The organism is Paenibacillus alba (genome assembly GCF_013204855.1).
GTDB classification, from domain to species: Bacteria; Bacillota; Bacilli; order Paenibacillales; family NBRC-103111; genus Paenibacillus_E; species Paenibacillus_E alba.
In genome coordinates this window covers 208733-230071 of sequence record NZ_JABMKZ010000003.1, presented here as the reverse complement: position 1 = coordinate 230071, position 21339 = coordinate 208733, and the positions used below count along the sequence as shown (strand labels likewise).

Annotated in this window: 17 protein-coding genes; 1 reads left to right on the top strand and 16 read right to left on the bottom strand. The window is 47.0% G+C overall.

Annotated features, from left to right (window positions below; all coding sequences use genetic code 11):
• Positions 1 to 3 precede the first annotated feature (3 nt).
• The 14 genes from HQN90_RS04555 to rsgA form a co-directional block, all read right to left on the bottom strand.
• Positions 4 to 708, bottom strand: coding sequence for a diacylglycerol kinase (locus HQN90_RS04555; protein WP_173216673.1), 705 nt, complete (start codon positions 706 to 708; stop codon positions 4 to 6).
• Entirely contained in the window at positions 708 to 1241 is a 534-nt protein-coding gene (gene ybeY, locus HQN90_RS04550; RefSeq protein ID WP_173216672.1) for an rRNA maturation RNase YbeY, read from the bottom strand. Before ybeY ends, HQN90_RS04555 begins: the two co-directional genes overlap by 1 nt.
• A gap of 29 nt (positions 1242 to 1270) precedes the next feature.
• Positions 1271 to 3499 (bottom strand): HD family phosphohydrolase, encoded by a 2229-nt coding sequence (locus HQN90_RS04545; protein ID WP_173217056.1) that lies wholly within the window; start codon positions 3497 to 3499, stop codon positions 1271 to 1273.
• A 38-nt stretch (positions 3500 to 3537) separates the two neighbouring features.
• Positions 3538 to 4503, bottom strand: coding sequence for a PhoH family protein (locus tag HQN90_RS04540; protein WP_173216671.1), 966 nt, complete (start codon positions 4501 to 4503; stop codon positions 3538 to 3540).
• Between the two features lie 6 nt (positions 4504 to 4509).
• On the bottom strand, positions 4510 to 5703 hold the full coding sequence (gene yqfD / locus HQN90_RS04535; RefSeq protein WP_173216670.1) for a sporulation protein YqfD: 1194 nt from the start codon (positions 5701 to 5703) through the stop codon (positions 4510 to 4512).
• A 38-nt stretch (positions 5704 to 5741) separates the two neighbouring features.
• Positions 5742 to 6020 (bottom strand): sporulation protein YqfC, encoded by a 279-nt coding sequence (gene yqfC / locus HQN90_RS04530; protein ID WP_079419892.1) that lies wholly within the window; start codon positions 6018 to 6020, stop codon positions 5742 to 5744.
• A gap of 836 nt (positions 6021 to 6856) precedes the next feature.
• Positions 6857 to 7318 (bottom strand): hypothetical protein, encoded by a 462-nt coding sequence (locus HQN90_RS04525; protein WP_173216669.1) that lies wholly within the window; start codon positions 7316 to 7318, stop codon positions 6857 to 6859.
• A 20-nt stretch (positions 7319 to 7338) separates the two neighbouring features.
• Positions 7339 to 8328 carry a flotillin-like protein FloA gene (floA, locus tag HQN90_RS04520; protein ID WP_216855203.1) on the bottom strand — a complete coding sequence of 330 codons (990 nt, stop codon included), beginning with the start codon at positions 8326 to 8328 and terminating at the stop codon, positions 7339 to 7341.
• An 11-nt stretch (positions 8329 to 8339) separates the two neighbouring features.
• A complete protein-coding gene (locus HQN90_RS04515) occupies positions 8340 to 9005 on the bottom strand; it encodes an NfeD family protein (protein WP_173216668.1) in 666 nt (221 codons plus the stop codon).
• A 130-nt stretch (positions 9006 to 9135) separates the two neighbouring features.
• The gene (locus tag HQN90_RS04510) at positions 9136 to 9579 is read right to left on the bottom strand and encodes a GatB/YqeY domain-containing protein (RefSeq protein ID WP_173216667.1); all 444 of its coding nucleotides are present in this window, start codon (positions 9577 to 9579) and stop codon (positions 9136 to 9138) included.
• An 8-nt stretch (positions 9580 to 9587) separates the two neighbouring features.
• Positions 9588 to 9761, bottom strand: a complete 174-nt coding sequence (gene rpsU / locus HQN90_RS04505) for a 30S ribosomal protein S21 (protein ID WP_029195880.1) — start codon at positions 9759 to 9761, stop codon at positions 9588 to 9590.
• A 114-nt stretch (positions 9762 to 9875) separates the two neighbouring features.
• Positions 9876 to 10226 carry a histidine triad nucleotide-binding protein gene (locus tag HQN90_RS04500; protein ID WP_173216666.1) on the bottom strand — a complete coding sequence of 117 codons (351 nt, stop codon included), beginning with the start codon at positions 10224 to 10226 and terminating at the stop codon, positions 9876 to 9878.
• A 161-nt stretch (positions 10227 to 10387) separates the two neighbouring features.
• The gene (locus tag HQN90_RS04495; RefSeq protein ID WP_173216665.1) at positions 10388 to 10696 is read right to left on the bottom strand and encodes a hypothetical protein; all 309 of its coding nucleotides are present in this window, start codon (positions 10694 to 10696) and stop codon (positions 10388 to 10390) included.
• A gap of 82 nt (positions 10697 to 10778) precedes the next feature.
• On the bottom strand, positions 10779 to 11843 hold the full coding sequence (gene rsgA / locus HQN90_RS04490; RefSeq protein ID WP_246362078.1) for a ribosome small subunit-dependent GTPase A: 1065 nt from the start codon (positions 11841 to 11843) through the stop codon (positions 10779 to 10781).
• Between the two features lie 191 nt (positions 11844 to 12034).
• On the opposite strand from rsgA, the gene HQN90_RS04485 reads away from it, so the two are divergent.
• Positions 12035 to 13957: an FAD-dependent oxidoreductase gene (locus HQN90_RS04485; protein ID WP_246362077.1), complete on the top strand. Its 1923-nt coding sequence runs from the start codon at positions 12035 to 12037 to the stop codon at positions 13955 to 13957.
• Between the two features lie 78 nt (positions 13958 to 14035).
• Here the strand turns inward: HQN90_RS04485 and HQN90_RS04480 are convergent, their stop codons facing one another.
• Positions 14036 to 17899, bottom strand: a complete 3864-nt coding sequence (locus HQN90_RS04480; protein WP_246362075.1) for a TIM-barrel domain-containing protein — start codon at positions 17897 to 17899, stop codon at positions 14036 to 14038.
• Between the two features lie 51 nt (positions 17900 to 17950).
• Positions 17951 to 21226, bottom strand: a complete 3276-nt coding sequence (locus HQN90_RS04475) for a TIM-barrel domain-containing protein (RefSeq protein WP_173216664.1) — start codon at positions 21224 to 21226, stop codon at positions 17951 to 17953.
• Between the last annotated feature and the right edge of the window lie 113 nt (positions 21227 to 21339).

Below are 21339 nucleotides of genomic sequence, written 5' to 3'. Positions count from 1 at the left end.
AAGTTATAGCATGTTTAGGCAGGAAAAAGCGAGGATTGTTACCACTACGCCAATTAACGCTCCCAGAAATAAAGCAGGAAATGGTCTCGTTTTTTTATCATATAACATAATAAAAATAAGTGCGGCCATCGTATAAGCAAGCAAAGCAACAATGGTCTGTGAGACGAAAATCGCAATTACCGTCGCTATAGCAAAGGCAATTGCGGTCAACAAACTTGGACGAACCAGCTTCCCTTTATCTGAAAAGCGAGTCTCGATAACAATAACCGTTAAGATGACTAAAGCAAGCAGCACCCACGTCGTTCCTGCGGAAATTTGAGTTTCCTGCGTACTTGACTTCCGAAGCAAGCGATCAATCGGCTCGTAGAATACAACCATGCCTACGATGACCGCAAAGCCGGCAGACACCAAGACGGACGCCGCTGCGACGTCCTTAGCAATTTTGGCCAGCGGATGGCGATCCGGCATAGCCAAATCCACCGTTTTTTCTACGGCCGTATTAATGAGTTCCGTAACAATCATCAAAGTGACCGCTAACAAAATAAATAGAATATCCGTTTTGGGCAATTTGAAAAAAAGCGCTGCCAGCAAAACAAGAAAAGCAACGCAAAAATGGAATTTCATATTGCGTTGCGTATCCAGAGCATATTTGATTCCTTCGTAGGCGTACCTGAAGCTTCTGCGCCATTTACGGAAGCCGTCTGTCATTAGCGTGTCAAACCTGCTTTCAGCAAAATATCCTCCTGCTTAGCAAACATGACTTTCTCTTCTTCCTCACTTTGGTGATCATAGCCGATCAGATGCAAGAAGCCGTGAACGAACAGAAATCCTAGCTCACGCTCTACGGAATGACCGTATTCTTCTGCCTGTGCAATCGCACGCGGAACCGAAATGATAATATCGCCCAAAGGCTCAATGAACGCCTCAGACACTAACTCCTCGTCATCCAATCCCTCCGTGTCAGCTCCATCATCTTCGTAATTGATCTGGAGCTCATCTTCGCCAAACTCACTCATCGCGAAAGATAACACGTCTGTAGGCTTGTCTAAATCACGGTATTGCTTGTTAAGCTCTTGGATCGTTTCATCATCGACAAAGGTAAGTGCAACTTCGCCAGCGGAAACCCCTTCCAATTCACCGGCCAAGCGCAGCAGTTCTTCCACTTTTTCTATAAAAGCAGGCGTGATTTCTTGGACTTCCTGTTCACTGCTCCACGCTAAGGTTAAATCTAAGCTTGCCATTCTTGTGCCCTCCTTTAGAGCTATTACCTTTATGTTGCTGTTTTCTTGGGCGAGAGCTCACTCGGATACTCAATCCGTGAGTGAAAAATTCCCAACAAGGTTTCATTCAACGTTTTGGCGACTTTATCCAGTTCCTTGAGCGTAATGTCGCATTCATTGAACTGACCGTCATCCAATCGAGATTTGATGATCTTGTGCACCATCGAATCGATCTGCTCCAAGGTCGGATTGCGCAGCGAACGAACGGCTGCTTCAACACTATCCGCAATTCCGACAACCGCAGCCTCCTTGGATTGTGCTTTGGGGCCTGGATAACGGAAATCCTCCTCGCGGATTTCTTTTTCGCTGCCTTCCTCTTCCGCTTGCTTCTTCGCTTTGTGATAGAAATAATGCAGCAAGGTCGTCCCATGATGCTGTTCAGCAATATCGCGGATCGGCTTGGGCATTTTGAAATCTTTCAGCATCTCAACGCCATCACGCGGATGGGCAATAATGATCGATTTGCTTAAATTCGGATCAATCCGATCATGCGGATTTTCGATATTTGTCTGATTTTCGATAAAGTAGCTAGGGCGCTTCGTCTTTCCGATATCGTGATAATACGAGCCTACCCGGCAGAGCAAACCGTCAGCTCCGATGGATTCAGCGGCGGCCTCCGATAAATTGCCCACCATGACACTGTGATGGTAAGTTCCCGGTGTTTCCGTGAGAAGCTTGCGCAGCAGCGGATGATTCGGGTTGGAAAGCTCCACCAGTTTGAGCGGAGACAGAATCCCGAAGGCAACTTCGAAAAAGGGCAGCAGCCCGATTACAAACACAACGGTCAGCAATCCGCCGGCAGCGGCAAACGCCAATGAGATAAGCGCTTCTTTTTGCTGGAAGTGATCTTCCATCAGCAGCATTGACGTAATCGTCAACATGGAGAAGAAAGCAATCATCACACCCGCTTTCAAAATCGTTGCACGCTGACTGGCCCGCTGAATCGTGAACACCGCACAGAAGCAGATGACTAAGCTGACTAACCCATAACGGAAGTCAAACAACAGCGTATGCTCCGTATTAAAAATAATGCTGGCCATCAACGAAAATAAAACCGATGAAATAAAAGCAAGCTGCGCATCCAGTAAAATGGCAATCAAGATACTGCCAAGAGCCGTCGGAGCCAAATATCCGATATACGGGTAGTCCAAATTTTGAACGAGTGAAATAATTTTCATGCAGGCTACATTGATGATAAAGATCAGAATAAGCATCACAAGCTGAGAATTATTGTACTTAATCGGAAGTGTGCTTTGTTTGACGAACATAAAAACAATAAAGGACAACAAAGCGGAAAGAATGCTCAAGCCAAGCTGGGGCAAATAATTCGCTTTGTCCTTCAACAATTCCAATTTATCCAGCCTCGCGTAAATCTCTTCTGTAATCTTATCGCCCACTTTGACCAGCACATCATTTTTGTTGATATAGACCGGTTTTACGTTTTCGCGGGCTTGTCCTTTTGCATCATCCGTACCCTTCTGATCAAAAAATTTATTAGGCGTGATGACGACTCTCGCAATTTCCGTCACCATTTCACGTGAAGTATTCTTCGTCAGATTCGACGTATTAACAAGCTCTGCGACTTTGGCTCTCGCGGTTTGCGCATCCAGAATTTGATCATTCATCAGCTTAGCGACAATATCCTTCGTCACCGGGCGCATCGCCGCCAAATCTTCCTTGGTTAAGCGCGGCAGCTTAAAATACGACTCCTCCGGCAGTGCATATTGCTGCTCTGCCAATCCCTGCTGGATTTGTTCCAGCAACGAATCGTTATACTGCGCACTGATGCGGAATGATTTGACAGAATCGTTCTCCAAATCACTGATGAGCTGGGGAATTACACGTCTGTATATGCTGACTTTGTCGTCAAACTTCACTTCGTCGTCGGCATTGATTTGCAATAACTTATCATAAATAGCATCAATCAGCGCATCATTCTTGAGATTCACAATTCGATAAACAGGCTGCACGCGTTTGGCTGCGTCTTCCTTGGCCTGTTCCGTTGCAATTGCATTCTCGATTTGTCTTGGGGCATAGATCGTTTTCTCGCTCGTCGTTCCGAGCACAATATCATACACCTGCGGGACGAGCTTAGCATAAAGGGACATGTAGAAACCAAAAGCCAGCAAAAGAAACAACAGTACCCGTATGCCAGTACTGTATTTCCAGCCACTTAGCTGATAATGAAATTTGCCCTTCATTTGCACTTCATTTTTCATCACGGAGGTCATTCCTCTCTACCTAACAACCTGCACAATTACTTTTCATTTTCAGCATTATAGGCAACAATGATTTTCTGAACGAGCGAATGCCTTACTACGTCTTGCTCATCAAAATAGATAAAGCCCAGTTCTTCAATTCCACTGAGAATACGATTAGCTTCAACAAGTCCGGAGGATTTCCCTCGCGGCAAATCAATTTGTGTGACGTCTCCGGTAATAACCATCTTGGAGCCAAAACCAAGTCTTGTCAGAAACATTTTCATTTGTTCGGGTGTCGTGTTTTGGGCTTCATCCAAAATGATAAAGGAATCATCCAGTGTTCTGCCGCGCATATACGCCAAAGGAGCAATTTCAATTAAACCGCGCTCCAAGGATTTGGCAACCTGCTCAGGGCCAAGCACGTCATTAAGAGCATCATACAATGGGCGTAAATAGGGGTCAACTTTTTCCTGAAGGTCGCCAGGCAGGAAGCCTAAGCTTTCCCCCGCTTCAACCGCCGGGCGAGTCAGCACGATCCGCTTGACAGCTCCTTCTTTCAGCCTAGTAACGGCTAGTACCACTGCGAGATACGTTTTACCTGTTCCAGCAGGTCCAATTCCGAATACGATATCCTTTTTCTTAATCGTCTCCACATATTTCCGTTGTCCGATCGTTTTCACGCGAATAGGCTTGCCTTTGTGGGTCGTTGTGATCTCGCCTTTGAACAGATCAAGCAATTGTTCCGCTTTCATTTGTTTGGCGAGTTCTACCGCATAGAGAACATCCCGTTCTGTTAAGGTGTAGTTGTTGCGTATGAGCTGTAAAAGAACTTCAAAAAGCTGCTGAAGTGAGTTTACTTCCGCAGCCGCTCCTTGTATCGTTATTTCGGCTTCACGCGTAAAGATTTGAGCAGGAATTTCCGCTTCAATCACGTGCAGGAATTTGTCTTGCGGACCGAATAGAGCAAGTCCCTCAGCCGGATTTTTCAATGTAAGTTTGACTGACTGCGCGTTTTCTACCAACAGGCCTCATTCTCCTCGTATCACAATTGGTTGTTCTTCAGCGATGTTCTCTTCGACTTCAAAATGAACGTCTATATAAATTTTACCATTCTCTGTTTTTTCATGCAAAATTTTTTCACCTACAAGTCTAGCATCAGGCCCCGAAGCCTTCAGTAGTTTGGCTCTAGCCTGCTCCAAGCCTGACTTTTTGGCATTCGCAGCTTCGATCGGCTCCTCTACGAAATTAACTCCCAATACTCTCTCATGCAGCCAGCCCAGGGGGAGTGTAAATGATCGCCAGGCAAGTGTTTTACGTTCTGGAATCGTTTCAAACTGCTCGAACTTCAGCTTCCCATACCCGCTGACTTGCAATGCCCTGGTCCCCCATACAAGATAATTACGATTCGTGGTATCTCCCGTATACACCTTATATGTTTTCGTCAAAGGAGCTTCAATTCGGGAGGTATACCAGACAACTCCCTTAACTTTGCCGCTAGCCACCACCACTTGATTATTCTGCTCATCGCCAATGGTGCCCGAGATCAGCACGTCCCCTTTTTTTACATACGTATTCGGCTTTACCATCGGTTTTCCTTTATCCGAAATAATCTCTGTAACTAATGCATTCTTGGAGGCAACCAAATTCCGCGGATTCATCAATTGCTGTTTCTCTGGGATCGTCGCTTCCACTATCTTGATTGTAACATGTGTGCCGCGAATTTCCACACCCACCCATGCCGTAGTTGGCAGCAAGCTTTGAATTTCACGCGATAAATCCTCAGTTTTCTTCATCCTAAACTTCCACTGGAACTGATATATCCCTTGTTTGGAGGCAGCTTGCAAAACTTCCGCTTCCGTAATGCGGTCGTTTCCTTCCACGCTAATCTGCCAGACGAATGAAGTCAACACGTACAAGCCAATGATGAATGCAGCCATACCGCCGAAAAAGAACTTCCTCTGACCCAGTCTGTCCATAAAAAAAGGAAGCCCGTACCGTTCAAGTACATGCATCCTGCAGCCTGTCCGTTTCAAAAGCGGCTTAAGCCGGAAGAAGTCTCTGAGCAGAATGAGAAGCTCCAGCTTCCCTTCTGAAGTGACTTGAATATCCCATACGGAGAGCCCCTTCTCCATCATGGGATTAATTATTTTCTCACACGCTGTGCCACGTATCTGAATGCGCACATACCCGCGCAAACGGGCTATGAACAATGATTGTTTCATAACTCAGCCTCCTGTGTACATTAATCTTCTTAGCCCCTCTATGGCAGATATTTCACATGGTCGATGATGCCTTCTATAAAAACTTCCTCCGAAAGAATCGCTCGAATCACCAAGTTTTGGCCGAACACTTCCAACGTTCCTTTCGTCAATTCAAGCTTCAAATTTTCACTGGAAAAATGAAGCACGCCCCGGTGATTTTCCACATAAAGCTGCACGTTGCCGATCATCGTAATTCGCGGCACGTCCTGGACAACATCCTGCGGAAGATCGAGGATTTTGGCCGTGAATTGGTTCCATTTGCGGGTCAAGCGACGCATAGCTGGGCAGTACCCCCTCTAACTAGATGATCATCACGACAGAAAAGGCGCATAGACTTTCTACCAAATTATGCTCAGTGAGCTGAATTTATGTGAAAAACCTGCAAAGTAAAGGGCTGTGTCCTAAGCCGGCTTTAATGTTTAAAGCGCCGCTGGATTATGGAGTTGATTACTGCTCAATTACAGAAATTTCGGGTGAGCTCCTTGTGAGCAGTGCGTAATGGGGAAGTTAAACGTAACGGTGAAGGATACTTTCGTATTGTTTGGTTGCTTCTTCGTATTGTTCGGTTGCTTCAATGTGAAAAGTGGGCTGCTGTTAGCTGCTGTTGTGTGAAACCTGCAAATGTGCATCTTTTTTTCGTTAAACTGCGCCAGAATTCGGAAATGCCTGCAAATATGCAGGAATTTGAGTCTCCAATCTAATTTCAGGGGAGAAAAGCTTCAAAAGCCTGCACAATAGCAGGAATTCCCACTTTTTTAGACAATTTGATTGAAAAAGCCTGCACTTTAGCAGGAATTTCAGTTCCTTTGCTTAAGACTATCCAATCCTGGGGATGGCAGAGACACTGTGAGGGATGTAAGCTCAAACCATGGTCGGCAACCCGTAATCCAGAAATTAAAGGAAGCTCGGAGCAGGAACGATAAAAAAGCCAAGCACGAATGACGCCGCTAAGCGAAGATGGCTATCTGCATCCAGTAAATAATTGAGCCTGAGAGGTGTTTAGGGTCTAAAGAAAACCGAGGATTTCGACTTTTCTGTTTGGCGGCTTAGCTAGAATTAAAAAGAAGCTGCCCTGAAGTAGGTTTATCTACTCATCGGGCAGCTCTTGTGTATACTATGACCTGCGTAAAGGCTTCTTCGACCTTGGGGGACCGAGTATCTCAGCCCAAACAACACCCTGCAGCAGTTGTTCTTGCTTAAGTTCTTCTGGGAAAGAATTCGACGAAGAGATCGCATTTGCATAAATGGGTGAGCTTTCTATACCTGCTTGAGATGAGGAACCAAAAGGTGATGCTTTAGACTTCGGTGCTGCGGCTTTGGCGCTGCCGTTGTTAGAACGGCCAAAATCGTCCGCTGTGCTGCTTTGTGGAGCTGGCCCACCAAACCCTTGCCGGTCTGGCTTCGTTGCTTCAGCAGGCCTTGCAGACGGTCTAGACGTCTCGCCAAATGAAGGCATTCGCGACTGCGGAGCTCCTTGCTTCCCACTTCGCTTCTTGTTGTTAAGCTGATACAAAAAGGTGATTGCAATGATGACTAGATACCAATGCTTTACCAGAAATTCAATGAGTTGTTCCACGAGATCACCTCATAAACCTATTATTCTTTGTCACTCTTGCCGTCGTTTAATTTGCCAAGAGAAGAGCGCATTTGTGTATCTGCGTCGATATTTTTGAGATTCATATAGTCCATGACGCCTAATTTGCCGTTACGGAGCGCCTCCGCCATAGCAAGCGGAACTTGCGATTCCGATTCGACAACTTTTGCACGCATTTCAACGACTTTGGCCTTCATCTCTTGTTCGGCCGCAACCGCCATTGCACGTCTTTCCTCGGCCTTCGCTTGAGCGATTCGTTTATCCGCTTCCGCTTGTTCCGTCTGTAAATGGGCGCCGATATTTTTGCCAACATCAACGTCTGCAATATCAATGGATAAGATTTCGAAAGCGGTGCCAGCATCCAACCCTTTGCCAAGAACCGTCCGCGAGATTAAATCCGGATTTTCAAGAACATCCTTATGCGAGTCGCTTGAACCTACCGTTGTAACAATCCCCTCGCCAACCCGGGCAATAATCGTCTCTTCGCCTGCACCCCCGACTAAACGGTCTATGTTGGCGCGTACAGTAACCCTTGCAATAACCTTAACCTCAATACCGTTCTTAGCCACAGCTGAAACGTTTGGCGTTTCAATAACGCGTGGATTAACACTCATTTGTACCGCTAACAAAACATCCCGTCCTGCAAGATCAATAGCTGCTGCACGTTCAAATTCCAGATGAATTTTCGCACGATGTGCGGCAATAAGAGCATTAACAACCCGGTCCACGTTACCGCCGGCAAGAAAGTGACTTTCCAGCTGATTCACACTGAGATCAATGCCTGCTTTCGTCGCTTTAATCATAGGATTCACAATCCTGCTCGGAGTTACCCGGCGCAGCCTCATAGCAATAAGCGTAATAATGCTGATGCGAACACCGGAAGCAAGCGCCGAAATCCACAGCATTACGGGTACAATACTTAACAAAATCGAAAGTGCGATGATAATAACGGCTGCAAGCAGCACTAAATATAAGCCTGGTTCAATATTCATTTTGTTTCCTCCTAATCAAGTTTTGGTTCCATTTCCTTCACAACCACTCGAGATCCTTCCACTTCCACCACAACGATGGATGTGCCAATTGGGATAAAGCTTCCGTTCGTTACGACATCGATGCGCTCGCCTTGAATAATCGCCGTCCCTGCAGGCCGTAGCGGCGTAATCGCTTCTCCTGTCAGGCTAATCAAATGCGCACGATCCGGGCTCGATGTAAAGCCTTTGTCAGTCGTGAGCTGCTCTCTCAAAATAAAACGGTTCCATACTCCACGATGTTTAAAAGTCCTGATTGCAAAAGCGATAACCACAATAGCAATCAACAGCGCGATTCCGAGCATAAGCGCGGCTTCTTTAGGATCGGACGAAGCCATCAATACGCCGCCAAAGAGACAAATCGCCCCCAAGACGCTTAGTATCCCGAAACTGGGAACCACTAATTCCAAAATAAGCAGAATAAGTCCTAGTCCAAATACGGCCAAATCCCCAAATCCAGCGAATCCCGCCAAGTAAAAACCCAGGAAATAAAGCGCAAAACCTGCAACCCCAGCCAAAGCAAGCAAGCCGCCGCTAAAGAAAAGCAGTTCTAATGCAATCCCAATAATACCAACTAACAGCAGTACGGTTGCAGTAACTGGATGAGTCAGAAAAGCGGATAAGTTTTCAGCAAACATCATCTTTCACTCCTTCCCTGATTCTTCCTTATCATTAATATGTACGCCTGAACAACCAAACTGTTTCATTTTACAAAAAAATAAAAGGCCGAGTAGATAAATATCCCCTCGGCCTTGTCAAACATATTTTGTATTATCCCAATAATTGTTGAACTAACTGATTGATAAGCTTACCATCAGCACGTCCTTTAACCTGAGGCATCAATGCCGTCATCACTTTGCCCATATCCGCTTTAGAAGAAGCACCAATTTGTTGGATGGTCTGCTGTACAATGGCTTTCACTTCTTCCTCAGAAAGCTGTTGCGGCATGTACTCAGCTAGAATAACAAGTTCTGCCTTCAGGCTGTCGGCCAAATCATCTCTGCCGGCCTTCGTAAATTCTTGGAGGGAATCCTTACGCTGTTTGATTTCACGAGTTAGAACGTCAAGCACTTCATTGTCATCTAAGGCTCTTTTCAGATCAATCTCTTGATTCTTAATGGTAGATCTTACCATTCGAATAACCGAGAGTTTGAACTTGTCCTGACTCTTCATCGCTTGCTTCATATCTTCGTTCAATCGATCGCTTAAGCTCATGTTGCCTCCTAGAACTTTCTCTTACGAGCAGCCTCTGATTTAAGCTTACGCTTAACGCTAGGCTTGTCATAGTGTTTACGTTTCTTAACTTCTGCTAGAATGCCATCCTTAGCGATGGAACGCTTAAAGCGACGAAGTGCAGCATCTATAGTTTCGTTCTTACGAACTCGAGTTTCTGACAACAGTTTTCCCTCCCTCCGAACAGACCATCTAAGATCAAACGGTTCATCAAATCCCATTATAGGTGATACTAATTAGGGTGTCAATCGAATACTTTCGATTCTTGAAAGAGAGCCTTAATTATGAACGCCTAAAGGGGATAATCGTGCCCCTGCCATTAAATGATAGTGAAGATGATGAACAATTTGCCCCGCATTTGCTCCGATATTCGTAACTACGCGATAACCAGATTGTTCAACTTCTAGTTCTCTAGCAATTTGTGCGGCAGCACCCTGAATTTGACCGATTAACGCCCAGTCCTCATCTCCTGCTTCTGCCAGAGAAGCAATATGCTTCTTGGGGATGATCAGCACATGAATAGGCGAAGCAGGCTGAATGTCGTGAAAAGCTAGAATTTGATCATCTTCATATACTTTCTTTGAAGGAAGATCACCTGCGACGATTTTACAAAAAATACAATCACTCATAATTAAGCTTGTCCCTCCACTTTCGTAACCTTCTCCCTTAATTTTATCGGAAATCATCGAAAAAATCCAATCCAATCAGGACTTTTAATTGGAACAATTGCAAAAAAAAGAAACACCACCGTTTCCGATCAATGTTCCCTAGCGAAATGCGCTCGTATCTATTAATAATAAGGAAGAAGCGACAAGGCTAATAGTCCAGCTAACGGCAGAACCTGTCTTGCAAAACGCCGTCTGCCAAACCCATAGCCAGGATAAAAATACGGGTTGCCGAAGTACGGATAAGGGGTTGGAAATGGCACGAATGCACGCATCTGTTCCAACTCCATGCTGCCAATAGGAACAGCTAAGTAAAGGTTCACTTCATCTACATGCTCCACAATCCCGTCATGGATCGTGCCGTCTGACATCGTTACACCGACATAACGATGCATATGTTTATTGCACAGGTCATGCGCTTCCTGATGATTCATAGGCTCAAGCCTCCTTTTTTCTACAGCATATTCAGCTATAGGCAAAAGGCTACTCGGGCCATTAATCAATTTATGCGAGCGATTAAATCCGGTTATGCTGCTTTTTTTGCGCTTGGTGGATCTTCTTCCACTTGGCTTTCTCGGCCGCTTGCAGCCCTTTATCTTCTTTGCGGGCTATATAGGCGAGTTCCTTCTGCAATTTCAAATAGCTTTGAAAACGGTCAGCAGTAAGCGCCCCTTCTTCCAGCGCCATTCTGACCGCGCATTTGGGTTCATTCTCATGCTTGCAATCTTGAAAAAAGCACCTCTGAGCGATATCCTCAACATCTTGAAACGAGGTGCTAAGCCCGTCAGAGGCATCCCAGAGCTGAAGCTCGCGCATCCCTGGCGTATCAATTAGAATACCGCCCCCAGGCAATACAATAAGCTCACGATGGGTCGTCGTATGCTTCCCTTTGTCATCTCCGAAGCGGATATCCCCGACGTCTAGAATTTCCTTGCCAAACAGGTGATTGGCTAATGTCGATTTGCCGACACCCGAGGAGCCAAGCAGCGCAACAGTCTGGCCAGATGTCACATAGCCCCCTAGTTGCTCCAATCCTCGCTGTTCCGCGGCGCTGATAATATGAATAGGCACACCAACGGCAACAGCTTCAACTTCTGCAGCAAGAGCTTCCGGGTTTTCACATAAATCTGCTTTGCTAAGCACAATGACAGGACTTGCTCCGCTTTCCCAAGCCAATACCAAATAACGCTCAATCCGGCGGATATTAAAATCCTGATTGAGTGCGGTAACCAAGAAGACCGTATTCACATTGGTCGCGACGATTTGCTCATCTGTGACTTGACCGGCCACTTTCCGGGAAAACTTACTTTGACGCGGCAATACCGCATGGATAGTCGCCCGCTGTTCCTCTTCCCGAACACTAAGAACAACCCAATCGCCAACAGCGGGATAATCCTCACGCCGCAGCGCGAGGTGACGCATTTTACCGGAAATTTCGGCCAACTGCTCGCCGGATTCGGTTAGAACACGGTACATATGTTTATGTTCCAAGGAAACCCTTCCTGCTTGGTACCCTTCGTTCTGATAAGATTCAAACGCTTTTTCAAAAAATGAATTCCAGCCTAAATCGGTTTTAATCAAGTGTGTTAGTCCATCCTCTCATCGCTTTCTAAATGTAAGTATAGACGGTGAAAAGCGGTACCACACGGGAAACAATCGTTTAGATTAATCTTTCCTCTTTCGTTTTTTAAACAAAGGTTAATTCGATTGTAGACTAGCGGTCTATTTTTGCATATAATAGGAATAAATGATGCTTGGAACGGAGTGAGCGGTTGAGTCAATTCATGCGAGCCACTACCCGCAAAAAACGAGATGTCATGATGGAAGTTGCTTTAACCATGTTCATGGAAAAAGGGTATGAGAATGTATCCGTAGACGATATCATCGCGGCGACCCATACATCTAAAGGAACTTTTTACCATTATTTCAAAAGTAAAGACGCCCTCATCTCAGCCCTTTACAGCAAGCAAATCGAATTAATTCAGGATTGGGTCAAACAGCCTCCTTCCAAGGTTCAATCTCTTGAAGGACATATCAATCGATTATTTTTAGACTTATCGTCTAACATCGGGATGTCCCCCCGTCTTATTCGAAGCTTGCAAGCCATTTCCTTACAAAATGAAACCGTCAAAATGGTCGAGCAGCAGCAGCTTAACATCCTTGCCGAAAGCTTGCTGCATTGGCTGCCTGATCCCCGTAAAATCGATTTGCTGGTCTGCATGTATATAGGAACGATCCGAACTTGGTGCATTCAGGATAATGCCGACTTACTCGAAATGATGACAAACAATTTAGCCTGGATATGGGTAGGACTTCGATCCGAAGCGCCTTTCGCCTCATTGCAGGTAGATCCAGTTCCCAAGGAGGAAAACAACATGAAAATTGCAATTATCGGCGGAGGTCTCGCCGGCCTGACCGCAGCAGCTTATTTATCCGAGAATCCTAACATCGAAGGTATTCTATTCGAGCGCAGCCCGCAGCTTGGCGGACGCGCTTTTACTTATGAGAAGGCAGGCTTCACGCTTAATTACGGAGCACATGCCATCTACGGCATTGATCGCCATACGTTAACCAACATGGAACGGGAACTGGGCCTTTCGTTCTCCTCCAAGCAAGTGGACAAACGCAAAGTATTTTACGCCAAACATAACCAGCTTACACCTGCGCCGCTTGATGCGATTAACCTTTTGAAAACCGATTTGCTCAGCACAGCTCAAAAAGTGCGGTTCGTAGGCGAAATTGCCGCGATCATCGCAAACATTCATAATTTAAAAAATTACGCCACTTTGGCTGATTATTTGGCTGAATCCAATGCGGACGAGGACGTTAAAGAGCTTTGGGAGCATCTCGTTTGCTCGAACTTCTTCATCACGCCTGAAGATGCTCGCAATGTTTCCGGAGCGGTGATCAGTGAGTATTACCACAATCTGTTCCTCTCCTCCAAGCCTGTTAATTACGTGTTAGGCAGTTGGGCTGTCATTACGAATCAACTAAAACAAAAGCTGACATCCTCAGGAAGATGGGAAATCGCCCTTCAGGAAGGCGTCGAAAGCTTGCGATACGCTGATCGCAAATTCTTTCTCCAAACCAAAACACGGGAGTTGGCGTTTGATAAAGTCATTTTCGCCATGCCTGTCCAGCAAGTCGTCAAACTATTAAAAGGCACAGCCTGGGAACCTTTCCTTGCCCCTTATGAATCCAATACAGCCACTGAAGTTATGGTATATGACGTAGGCTTAAGCCAAGTTGTCGCCAGACCTTTCAGCTATATCAGCGATATGGACAATAAGCTGTTCATCAGCGACGTGTCCGCAACGGACCATACTTTGGTACCGGAAGGCGGCCAATTGCTGCAAGGCATCGCCTACCTTAGCGATCAATTCGAAAACGATGAGCATCGCAAAGCCTACTTGGAAGAAAAAAATAAGCAAATGGAAGCTTTGTTCGACAAGCATTATCCAGGCTGGCGCGATGTGACCGCAGTGAAGCGGGTTTCGAAGAAAGCGATGGTTGCCAGCGTAAAGAACATTGCTACGAATAATCTCCTGCCAACGCGCGTAGAGAATGTGCCCTTCTACTTCTGCGGCGATGGCTGTACAGGCAAAGGCGAGCTTGCCGAACGCGCCTTCTCCAGCGCACGCAGCGCAGCCTTGTCCATCGTTCAAGAAGTGCAGCAAGCCTTGCAAAGCGTTTAATCCTACTATCATCGAGCAAACCCTCGTTCGAATGAACAAACCAGCGGCCCCCGTTATGCGGGAGCCGCTGGTTTTTGTTTATTGCTTTGTCACACGCACATCATCAATATGCAGGGTCGTTCCGCCCGGTGAGTCTACATAAAAGCCAACATCAAGCTGACCATTCGTCACCAGAATATCGCTGACGCTAATGTATTTCCAAACGCCACTGTTGCTGATATTTGCGTAAATCGCAGAGCCGCCGTAATTTTGAATTTCAGCTCTAGCTGTCGTTGGGGTCGTGTTCTTCATACGGACCCAAGCTTCAAACTTATACTTCACATTGTTGACAGGTACCGCAATCGTTTGGTGAAGGCTTTGCTGATAGGCACCCGCCGCGAAGAAATAGGCACGCTTGTCGCCTGACCATGGCGACTCCGGCGGATTGGTCGTTGAGCCGCTGTCAATGCCATAAGCAATGGCTTGCGTGCTCGGATGCCACTCGACCCAATTGTGGCTTTGGCTCGTATCACGCTCGAAATCCGGATTGTCGAGCAAATTCTGCTCAGAAGATGGCGTTCCCGGCGCCGCGGTAGACAGCAGCAACCGATCTAGATTAATGCTGCCGCTATCTGCTGCATCGTATTTAAACGCAATCGTATTAGCTCCAGCGTTCAAAGAGACCGTCTGTACATTGTCTTGCCAAACGTTCCAATTGCCTCCGGGACTCGTGAAGCTGGTTTGACCTAATTTAATTCCATTAATGTAAGTACTTAGTGTTTTCATAGCACTATTTCCATTGGCATAACGCAAAGCGACTTGATAGGATCCAGCGCTCGGAACATTAACATTGTACTTCACCTGAGCACCTGCTGCGCTGAGCCCATCAACAAAACCTGCACCGCTGTAGAACCAGTGATTCGTGTTTGGAGTGCCTCCTCCAGAAATTTCTGCGCTTTCTGCCTCATACTTGCCAACTACAGGTGCGAAAGGCACGGTAATGTTGTCAAGATTCGCATTCCCCGTATCACCTGCTTCACTGTAATACTTGTAGGTCACAATATTCACCCCTGCCGTCAAAGGCAGCGTCTCCGATTGCGTAGCCCATGTATCCCAGTTAGCCAGATTGCCTAGCGATGTGGATTTCACCCTTTTACCATTAACAAAAATACTGACAGACTTGGCAGCACCTGAAGCGTTCGCATAACGGAGAGAAACGTTGTAGTCACCGCCCGTGCTCACCTTCGGATAGAAAGTGACGCCTGCCCCTGCATTGCCCAAGCCATCTACGAATCCAGTCCCCGTATATCCCGCATGATTCGTGTTAATCGTAGCTTTGGTAGCCGTTGTACCGCCCGAAAGCGATGCATCCTCAGCTTCATATTGCGCAGAAGACGCACTCACCACAGCCGTTCCCGAAGTGGCAATTGCTTTGGCAGATGCGGAACCTGCTGCAACCTTCACATACGTAACATCGCCGTAGATATCCTTACCCGTAGCCCAGCCTTCGCCGGCCGCTGCTTTCAAGGCTTGCAAGCTGGCGTAAGATGTCATGGCTGCCGCATTGTTCGTTACAGAGGCCGCAGCTGAACCGTGAAGCTTAATCAAATAAGTTTGAAGAGCTGGCGCGTAACTTCCACTTTTTGCCCCTAATGTGAAGCTTTGCGAGCCTGCGCCGTTATCCTGTGCCGTCATATTTTGTTTGAAATAGGCGCCGCCTTCGTAATTATAACTAGCTCCATCATCATCGTAGTAAGTGAAACTCGATTGTGTCGTGTTCGCAAAAACATCAACGTCAACAGAAGTAACAGCGCTTTGCCCAACGTAATCCTGAACCTTTTGCGTCGGTATGATAGCACCTTTTTTAATAAAAAGCGGCATGTCTGTCAATGTCTCCGGGTTGACCGAATAACGAATCGTCTGGCCGCCAGCAATGGTTTGACCACGCGCATAATCGATCCAAGTGCCTGCCGGCAAATAAATATCTTTGCTCGTCTGTTGTTTGTCCACGACCGGCGCTGCCAGAAGCCAATCCCCGAACATCCAAGCGTCTGTATAATTCTTCACAGCAGCCTCCGTCGGATATACCTGCATGAGAGGCCGGACAAGCCCATTGCCGTTCTCATACGCACTTCTTTCGTAGGCATACATATAAGGAATCAATGAATAGCGAAGCTGGATAGCTTCTTTCGAGGCCTCCTCCGCCGTCGAGCCAAAATACCAAGGCTGGCGCTGCTGATGATTGTTCCCATGAACGCGGAAAACGGGTGTCAGCGCACTGAATTGCATCCAGCGGGCGTATAAATCCGGATTCGGATTATTCGTCGTCCCATCCTGCTGATTGAATCCGCCGGTATCCATCCCCCATTTCACTTGACCGTTGTTCACCGAGGAAAGCATCACTGCCCGCTGCTCCTGCATGCCCGCCGCCCAGCTGATTCGCTCGCCTTTATTGTATTGTATGCCAATATCGCCAGACCAAAGCGTTGTCGCATAACGCTGCGCGCCAGGATAGAACGTCCGCGCCGTCTGCCAGACGCGCTGCGCCCCGCTCGTATAAGCCCGTTGGCCTTCATACATCGTCTGAGACATATGGCCAGTTGTAAAATTCCCAAACCAATAAGAAGCGCCTCCTGACGAGACCTTGTCTGTCTCATCATTCCACCAGCCAACGATACCTTTATCGAAAGCATCTTTGGAGTGATTCCAGAACCAGCTGCGCTCGCTGGCATTATAAGGATCAATGCTTCTTACCGTTACAGGGATGAAATAATCCTGATACTCGCTATGACCCGGATAAAAATATCCGCCATTTGTCGCGTCAGTCCCTTGCGTAGTAACAGCCGCAGAAGCATCCTTCGTGACGATGCGAGGCTTTGTAATTCCGATCATCTTGATGCCTTTAGCATCCATTGTCGTCTTTAAGGACGTCGAAGCAGCCGCTGGGAAATTAGTTGTATTCCAAGCAAATTCCCCATAGTTCGTTTCACCGTACTTTTTCCAGTCATAGTCAAAGGCGTAAGCATCGATCGGGATATTTTTGGCGCGGTATGTGTCTACGTTATTCGTGAATTCCGTCTGATTCGTATCCCACTCGAAGTTCATGAAGCCCAGCGACCACTTGGGAAGCATCGGCGGTTTACCCGTAATCTCTCCAACGCCGCTCATAATGTCTTTCGGTGTGCCGAGCACGATATAATACTCCACATTTTGCTTCGTATAACGACGGCCTTCAGGAGGAGTTCCTCCGTAATAAAACTCCATCTTGCCCGTTGCGGCGTCTGTGTAAGGGTAACCGCCATCACTGTCAACAAGTACGCCATAGCCTGCTGTACTCCAGATCAGCGGTCCACCGGAATTTCCCTGTTCACCAGCATGAGCAGCCTCCGTCGAGGTGTTGCGCAGCAGGTCTCCTCCGCTGTCAAACGCATTAAAGCTGCGAATGCCGTACATATTGTCCGAGGTGCCATGGACGAAACGCACGCCGTCCGAGAATACCCCACCGCCAGAGGGCTCCCAGAGAAGCGTAGTGCCATCTGCCTTCTTCACGGTCATTCGTACGGGACTTTTCGTTATCTCAATTTTCATCGCCGAAGTCGTGATGGTCATCGGATTAGCCGCAGTATTGATCGTTGCGCCTACAGCTGACCACGTTTTATTCGGATCAATCATCGGCGTTTTAGCGCTGGATGCCACGCCGTTCGGCCGGTAATCCACCTTCAAAATTCCATTCTGTACGGCTTGTATAACCAACAGATCATCGTTTGGCTCTGCCCCGTTATCAACCGTGAGCGTCAGGGTATCACCGGTCACACTCGAGCTGATCAGATTGCCGAGACTGCTGACATAAGCATGAGCAGGGGAGCCGGGAAGCACCGCAAGGGTAGAAGCAAATAACATGCAAGCTGTGAATACAACTAGCAATCGTGGAGCTTTTTTATTGGGCAAATGTACTTGCATCATAGATACTCCCTTTCATTAAGGAAATAAGGGAGGGCGCTGCCCTCCCAGCTTTTAATGCTCTACGATAGCGATGTTATCGAGATTAAGGCCAAGTGTGTTTGTGCTATCATAACTAACTTTTACCGTGTTAAGGCCTGCATTTAACGCAACATTAACCGTCGCCGTTCCCCATGTGTCCCAGTTCGTCGTTTGCGGTAAAGCAAGATCCGTGATTTTGGCGTTATTCACATAAATCGCCCGCGACCCGTTGCCCGCCCCGGAAGAATAACGAACCTTCAGCGTATAAGTGCCAGCAGCTTTGACAGAAACATCAAAAGACACATTGTCTCCAGACGTTTCGAAGCCATCCACAAACCCTGTTCCTGTATAACCGGTATGATTACTGTTCGTGGATACGCTCGTTTGAGCCGCAAATTCGGCTTCATACTCCACTTTATTAACGCCGCTTAACACAACGGATTGAGCAGATGCGCTAGCGCCAAGCTTGACGTAAGTAAACTTCTGCACAGTGTCATAATACCAGCCAGTCGAAGCGCCAATCAAAGCGGCTAAAGTGCTGTATTCGGTCATCGCAGAACCGCCGACTGTTACAGATGAAGGCTTGGTCGTGAACACCTGCAAAGTTTTCGTTGAGTTGATAGCCGGTACAGCGACTGTCTCTTTATTCAATCCATACTGCTCTGTAGACGTGATAGTTTTCACCGAACCGCCAATATCATCATTCCAGTCGTACGTCGTTGTTCCAAATGGATAGATGCGGAAAGCAAGATTCGTATAACTCGTCAAGCTATTGCCGATCGTTCCTCCTACCTGATATTGGGCATTCAAATTCAGAGGAAGAATACTGCCGGATTTCACAAAGACAGGAAGATCATCAACGCCGGCATTGTAGCTGATCGTCCGACCGCCTGGACGCTGCGCGCCGAACCAGAAATCAATCCAATCCCCTTGCGGGAGGTAGATACTCTTGCTTGTTTCACCTTGATTCATTACAGGAGCAACAAGCAAATTGCTGCCGAACATGTACTGTTGATTTAATCCATATGTGTTCGTGTCAGTCGGATTATCAAGCACCATCGCGCGCATCATCGGAATACCGGTATCGCTTGATTTCTTCGCTTCACTATAAATATAAGGAAGCAGATTCATTCGGGTATTCGTATATTTGGCAAAATGGTTGATAATCGTGTTGTCACCTGTCCGAGACTGCGCGTTCCACGGGGAGCGTTCTTCATTAATCCCGGAACTGCCGTTAGACTCGGAGTGGAACTGCATGATCGGGGCAAAAGCAGCCATTTCGGTTGCCCGTTTGTACAATTCAGCGGTAGGATACGAACCTGTGAAGCCAGCCATATCCCAGCTCCAATAGGGAACTCCTGACATACTGGCGGTCAGACCCGCATTTAAGGCTTGTTGGAATGCGCCAAACGTCGATTCTTGGTCTCCTGACCAGAAAATTTGATTGGCTTGCGCACCTTGTGTGCCGGAACGGCTGAAGGAGACCGCATCACTTTTCTTTGAACGCGCATATTCGTTATAGGCCTTCACATACTCATTTGGATATTGATTGCGCATTTCATCGCCTTTTTTACCATTGGAGAACGTATTCGAGCGGCCCCACACCATTTCACCGCCGTCCGTCTTGAAGCCATCAATCCCAACGCCATCAAATAAATAGGCGCGTTTGGACATCCACCAGTTTTTTGCGCTCGTATTTGTGAAATCAAGCAGCAAACTATTCTCGAACCATTGTCCGGCTGGTATCCGGTATTGACCTCCGCTGCCATTGCCCACGGCATAATTCTGGGCGATCATATACGTTTCGTCATTGTCCTTCTGCGTGTAAGGGGTTGATGTCCATTTCTGGATCGGGACCTGCCATAACACCAGCTTCATCCCATTGTTATGCACATTGTCCGCCATCCCCTTGGGATCTGTCCATTTGCCGTTGAATGTGAAATCCGTATAAGCATGGGCAGCACTGCCGGTTTTCGGCGTATAGGTAGCATCATTAAAAATGTAGAAGGTGTTCTCATCACTCCATTGTTCAAGAACAACAGCAGTAGCCGGAATATTGTTCGTATTCGCATTCGTTATCGCTGTTGACACTTTGGATTGACGATCCCACTCATTGGCTGACATCCATAAACCGAAAGCCCATTTCGGCAATGCTGTCGGTTTGCCTGTAATATTGGCATAGTTGCCGACGACATTATTCAAATCATTTCCGTAAATGAAATAATAATCCAGTGTTGAGGCAGCACTTCCCCCTGTATCAGCCGTAAAGCTGAACATATCCGCGCGCTCTGTAGCTAATCGGAACTTGGAATAGTACGTTGATTTCACGAAAATGCCATAACCGCTGCTGTTCAGCATAAAGGGAATTGCCATGTAGGTTCGGTCATTTTGGTTTTTGTACTGATTGTACACATACGTGTCCACATCTGTACCGCGTTTGCGGAAGTTGTTGTAGTGCTCGCCGAAGCCAAAAAATTCTTCGGAAGCAGGCGAGTAGAAATGATCTTCCATCTTGTTGATGATGGTGCTGCCGTTGGTCAGCCAAGCGATGTTGCGATTCGTGGTGCTGTCATATTGGCGGGCAATCAGCGTGGTCCCATCCGGTTTATACACACTAAGTTTGAATGGGTTCTTATCGACCTTCACCTTTAATTTGGATGTTGTCAGCCAGGTGGTGGATGCCGTATCCGAAACCGTATAGTTACTAAGGCCGCTGCTCAACGTTCCTGTCCCTGTCGGGGAGACCTGAACACGAAGCACATCATCGGCGGCAAAGGAAAGGTTGATCTTCGGTGTCATCGTTCCAGTATTCGCTACCGCGTTGAGAACTACGCGATTGGTGTTGTTCGTAATTGTACTAACGCTGCTGACCGATTCCCAACCGGTCACGGTAAATGTGTAAGGTCCACTCGTCTTCTCGTTCGCGCCATCCTTGTTGCCATGAACGGTGTAACTGATGGCATCACCTTTGGTAAAAGTGCCAAGATTGGCCTCCCAATAAGTATTATTGCCGCTGTTGTACTTATATGCCGCTCCGACCGCCGTTTGATTGACCCCATTTTTCGTCCAGGTCACCCAAACGCTTTGACCCGATTCGATGGGCCAAGTTGTAATTTTGACATACACCGTGTCTCCTGCCACAGGATCTCTCGGACTTCGTTCTGTCGCTTGTATCTCATACAGATCATCGATGCCGTAAGGGGCATGATACACCCCATCAATGGCATAAATCGAGGGGACTACCAGAAAGAAACAAAGCAAAAAAGAAATCGTAAATCGCAATAATGCAGGCAGCTTCCTTACATGCATGAACGTTTCCCCTTTCGTACTGAAATTTGTTCGTCTGAACTGGGATCACCATGAGTCTCTAACTGACGTTATTTCTCGTCCTCTATGCGCAGTTCCAGGCATCCCCCCTTTCA

Bases quoted from the DNA above. Each gene is read 5' to 3' on its own strand.
- HQN90_RS04555 (WP_173216673.1), bottom strand. From the start codon at position 708: ATGACAGACGGCTTCCGTAAATGGCGCAGAAGCTTCAGGTACGCCTAC.
- ybeY (WP_173216672.1), bottom strand. From the start codon at position 1,241: ATGGCAAGCTTAGATTTAACCTTAGCGTGGAGCAGTGAACAGGAAGTC.
- HQN90_RS04545 (WP_173217056.1), bottom strand. From the start codon at position 3,499: ATGAAAAATGAAGTGCAAATGAAGGGCAAATTTCATTATCAGCTAAGT.
- yqfD (WP_173216670.1), bottom strand. From the start codon at position 5,703: ATGAAACAATCATTGTTCATAGCCCGTTTGCGCGGGTATGTGCGCATT.
- yqfC (WP_079419892.1), bottom strand. From the start codon at position 6,020: ATGCGTCGCTTGACCCGCAAATGGAACCAATTCACGGCCAAAATCCTC.
- floA (WP_216855203.1), bottom strand. From the start codon at position 8,328: ATGAATATTGAACCAGGCTTATATTTAGTGCTGCTTGCAGCCGTTATT.
- HQN90_RS04515 (WP_173216668.1), bottom strand. From the start codon at position 9,005: ATGATGTTTGCTGAAAACTTATCCGCTTTTCTGACTCATCCAGTTACT.
- HQN90_RS04510 (WP_173216667.1), bottom strand. From the start codon at position 9,579: ATGAGCTTAAGCGATCGATTGAACGAAGATATGAAGCAAGCGATGAAG.
- HQN90_RS04500 (WP_173216666.1), bottom strand. From the start codon at position 10,226: ATGAGTGATTGTATTTTTTGTAAAATCGTCGCAGGTGATCTTCCTTCA.
- HQN90_RS04495 (WP_173216665.1), bottom strand. From the start codon at position 10,696: ATGAATCATCAGGAAGCGCATGACCTGTGCAATAAACATATGCATCGT.
- HQN90_RS04480 (WP_246362075.1), bottom strand. From the start codon at position 17,899: ATGATGCAAGTACATTTGCCCAATAAAAAAGCTCCACGATTGCTAGTT.
- HQN90_RS04475 (WP_173216664.1), bottom strand. From the start codon at position 21,226: ATGCATGTAAGGAAGCTGCCTGCATTATTGCGATTTACGATTTCTTTT.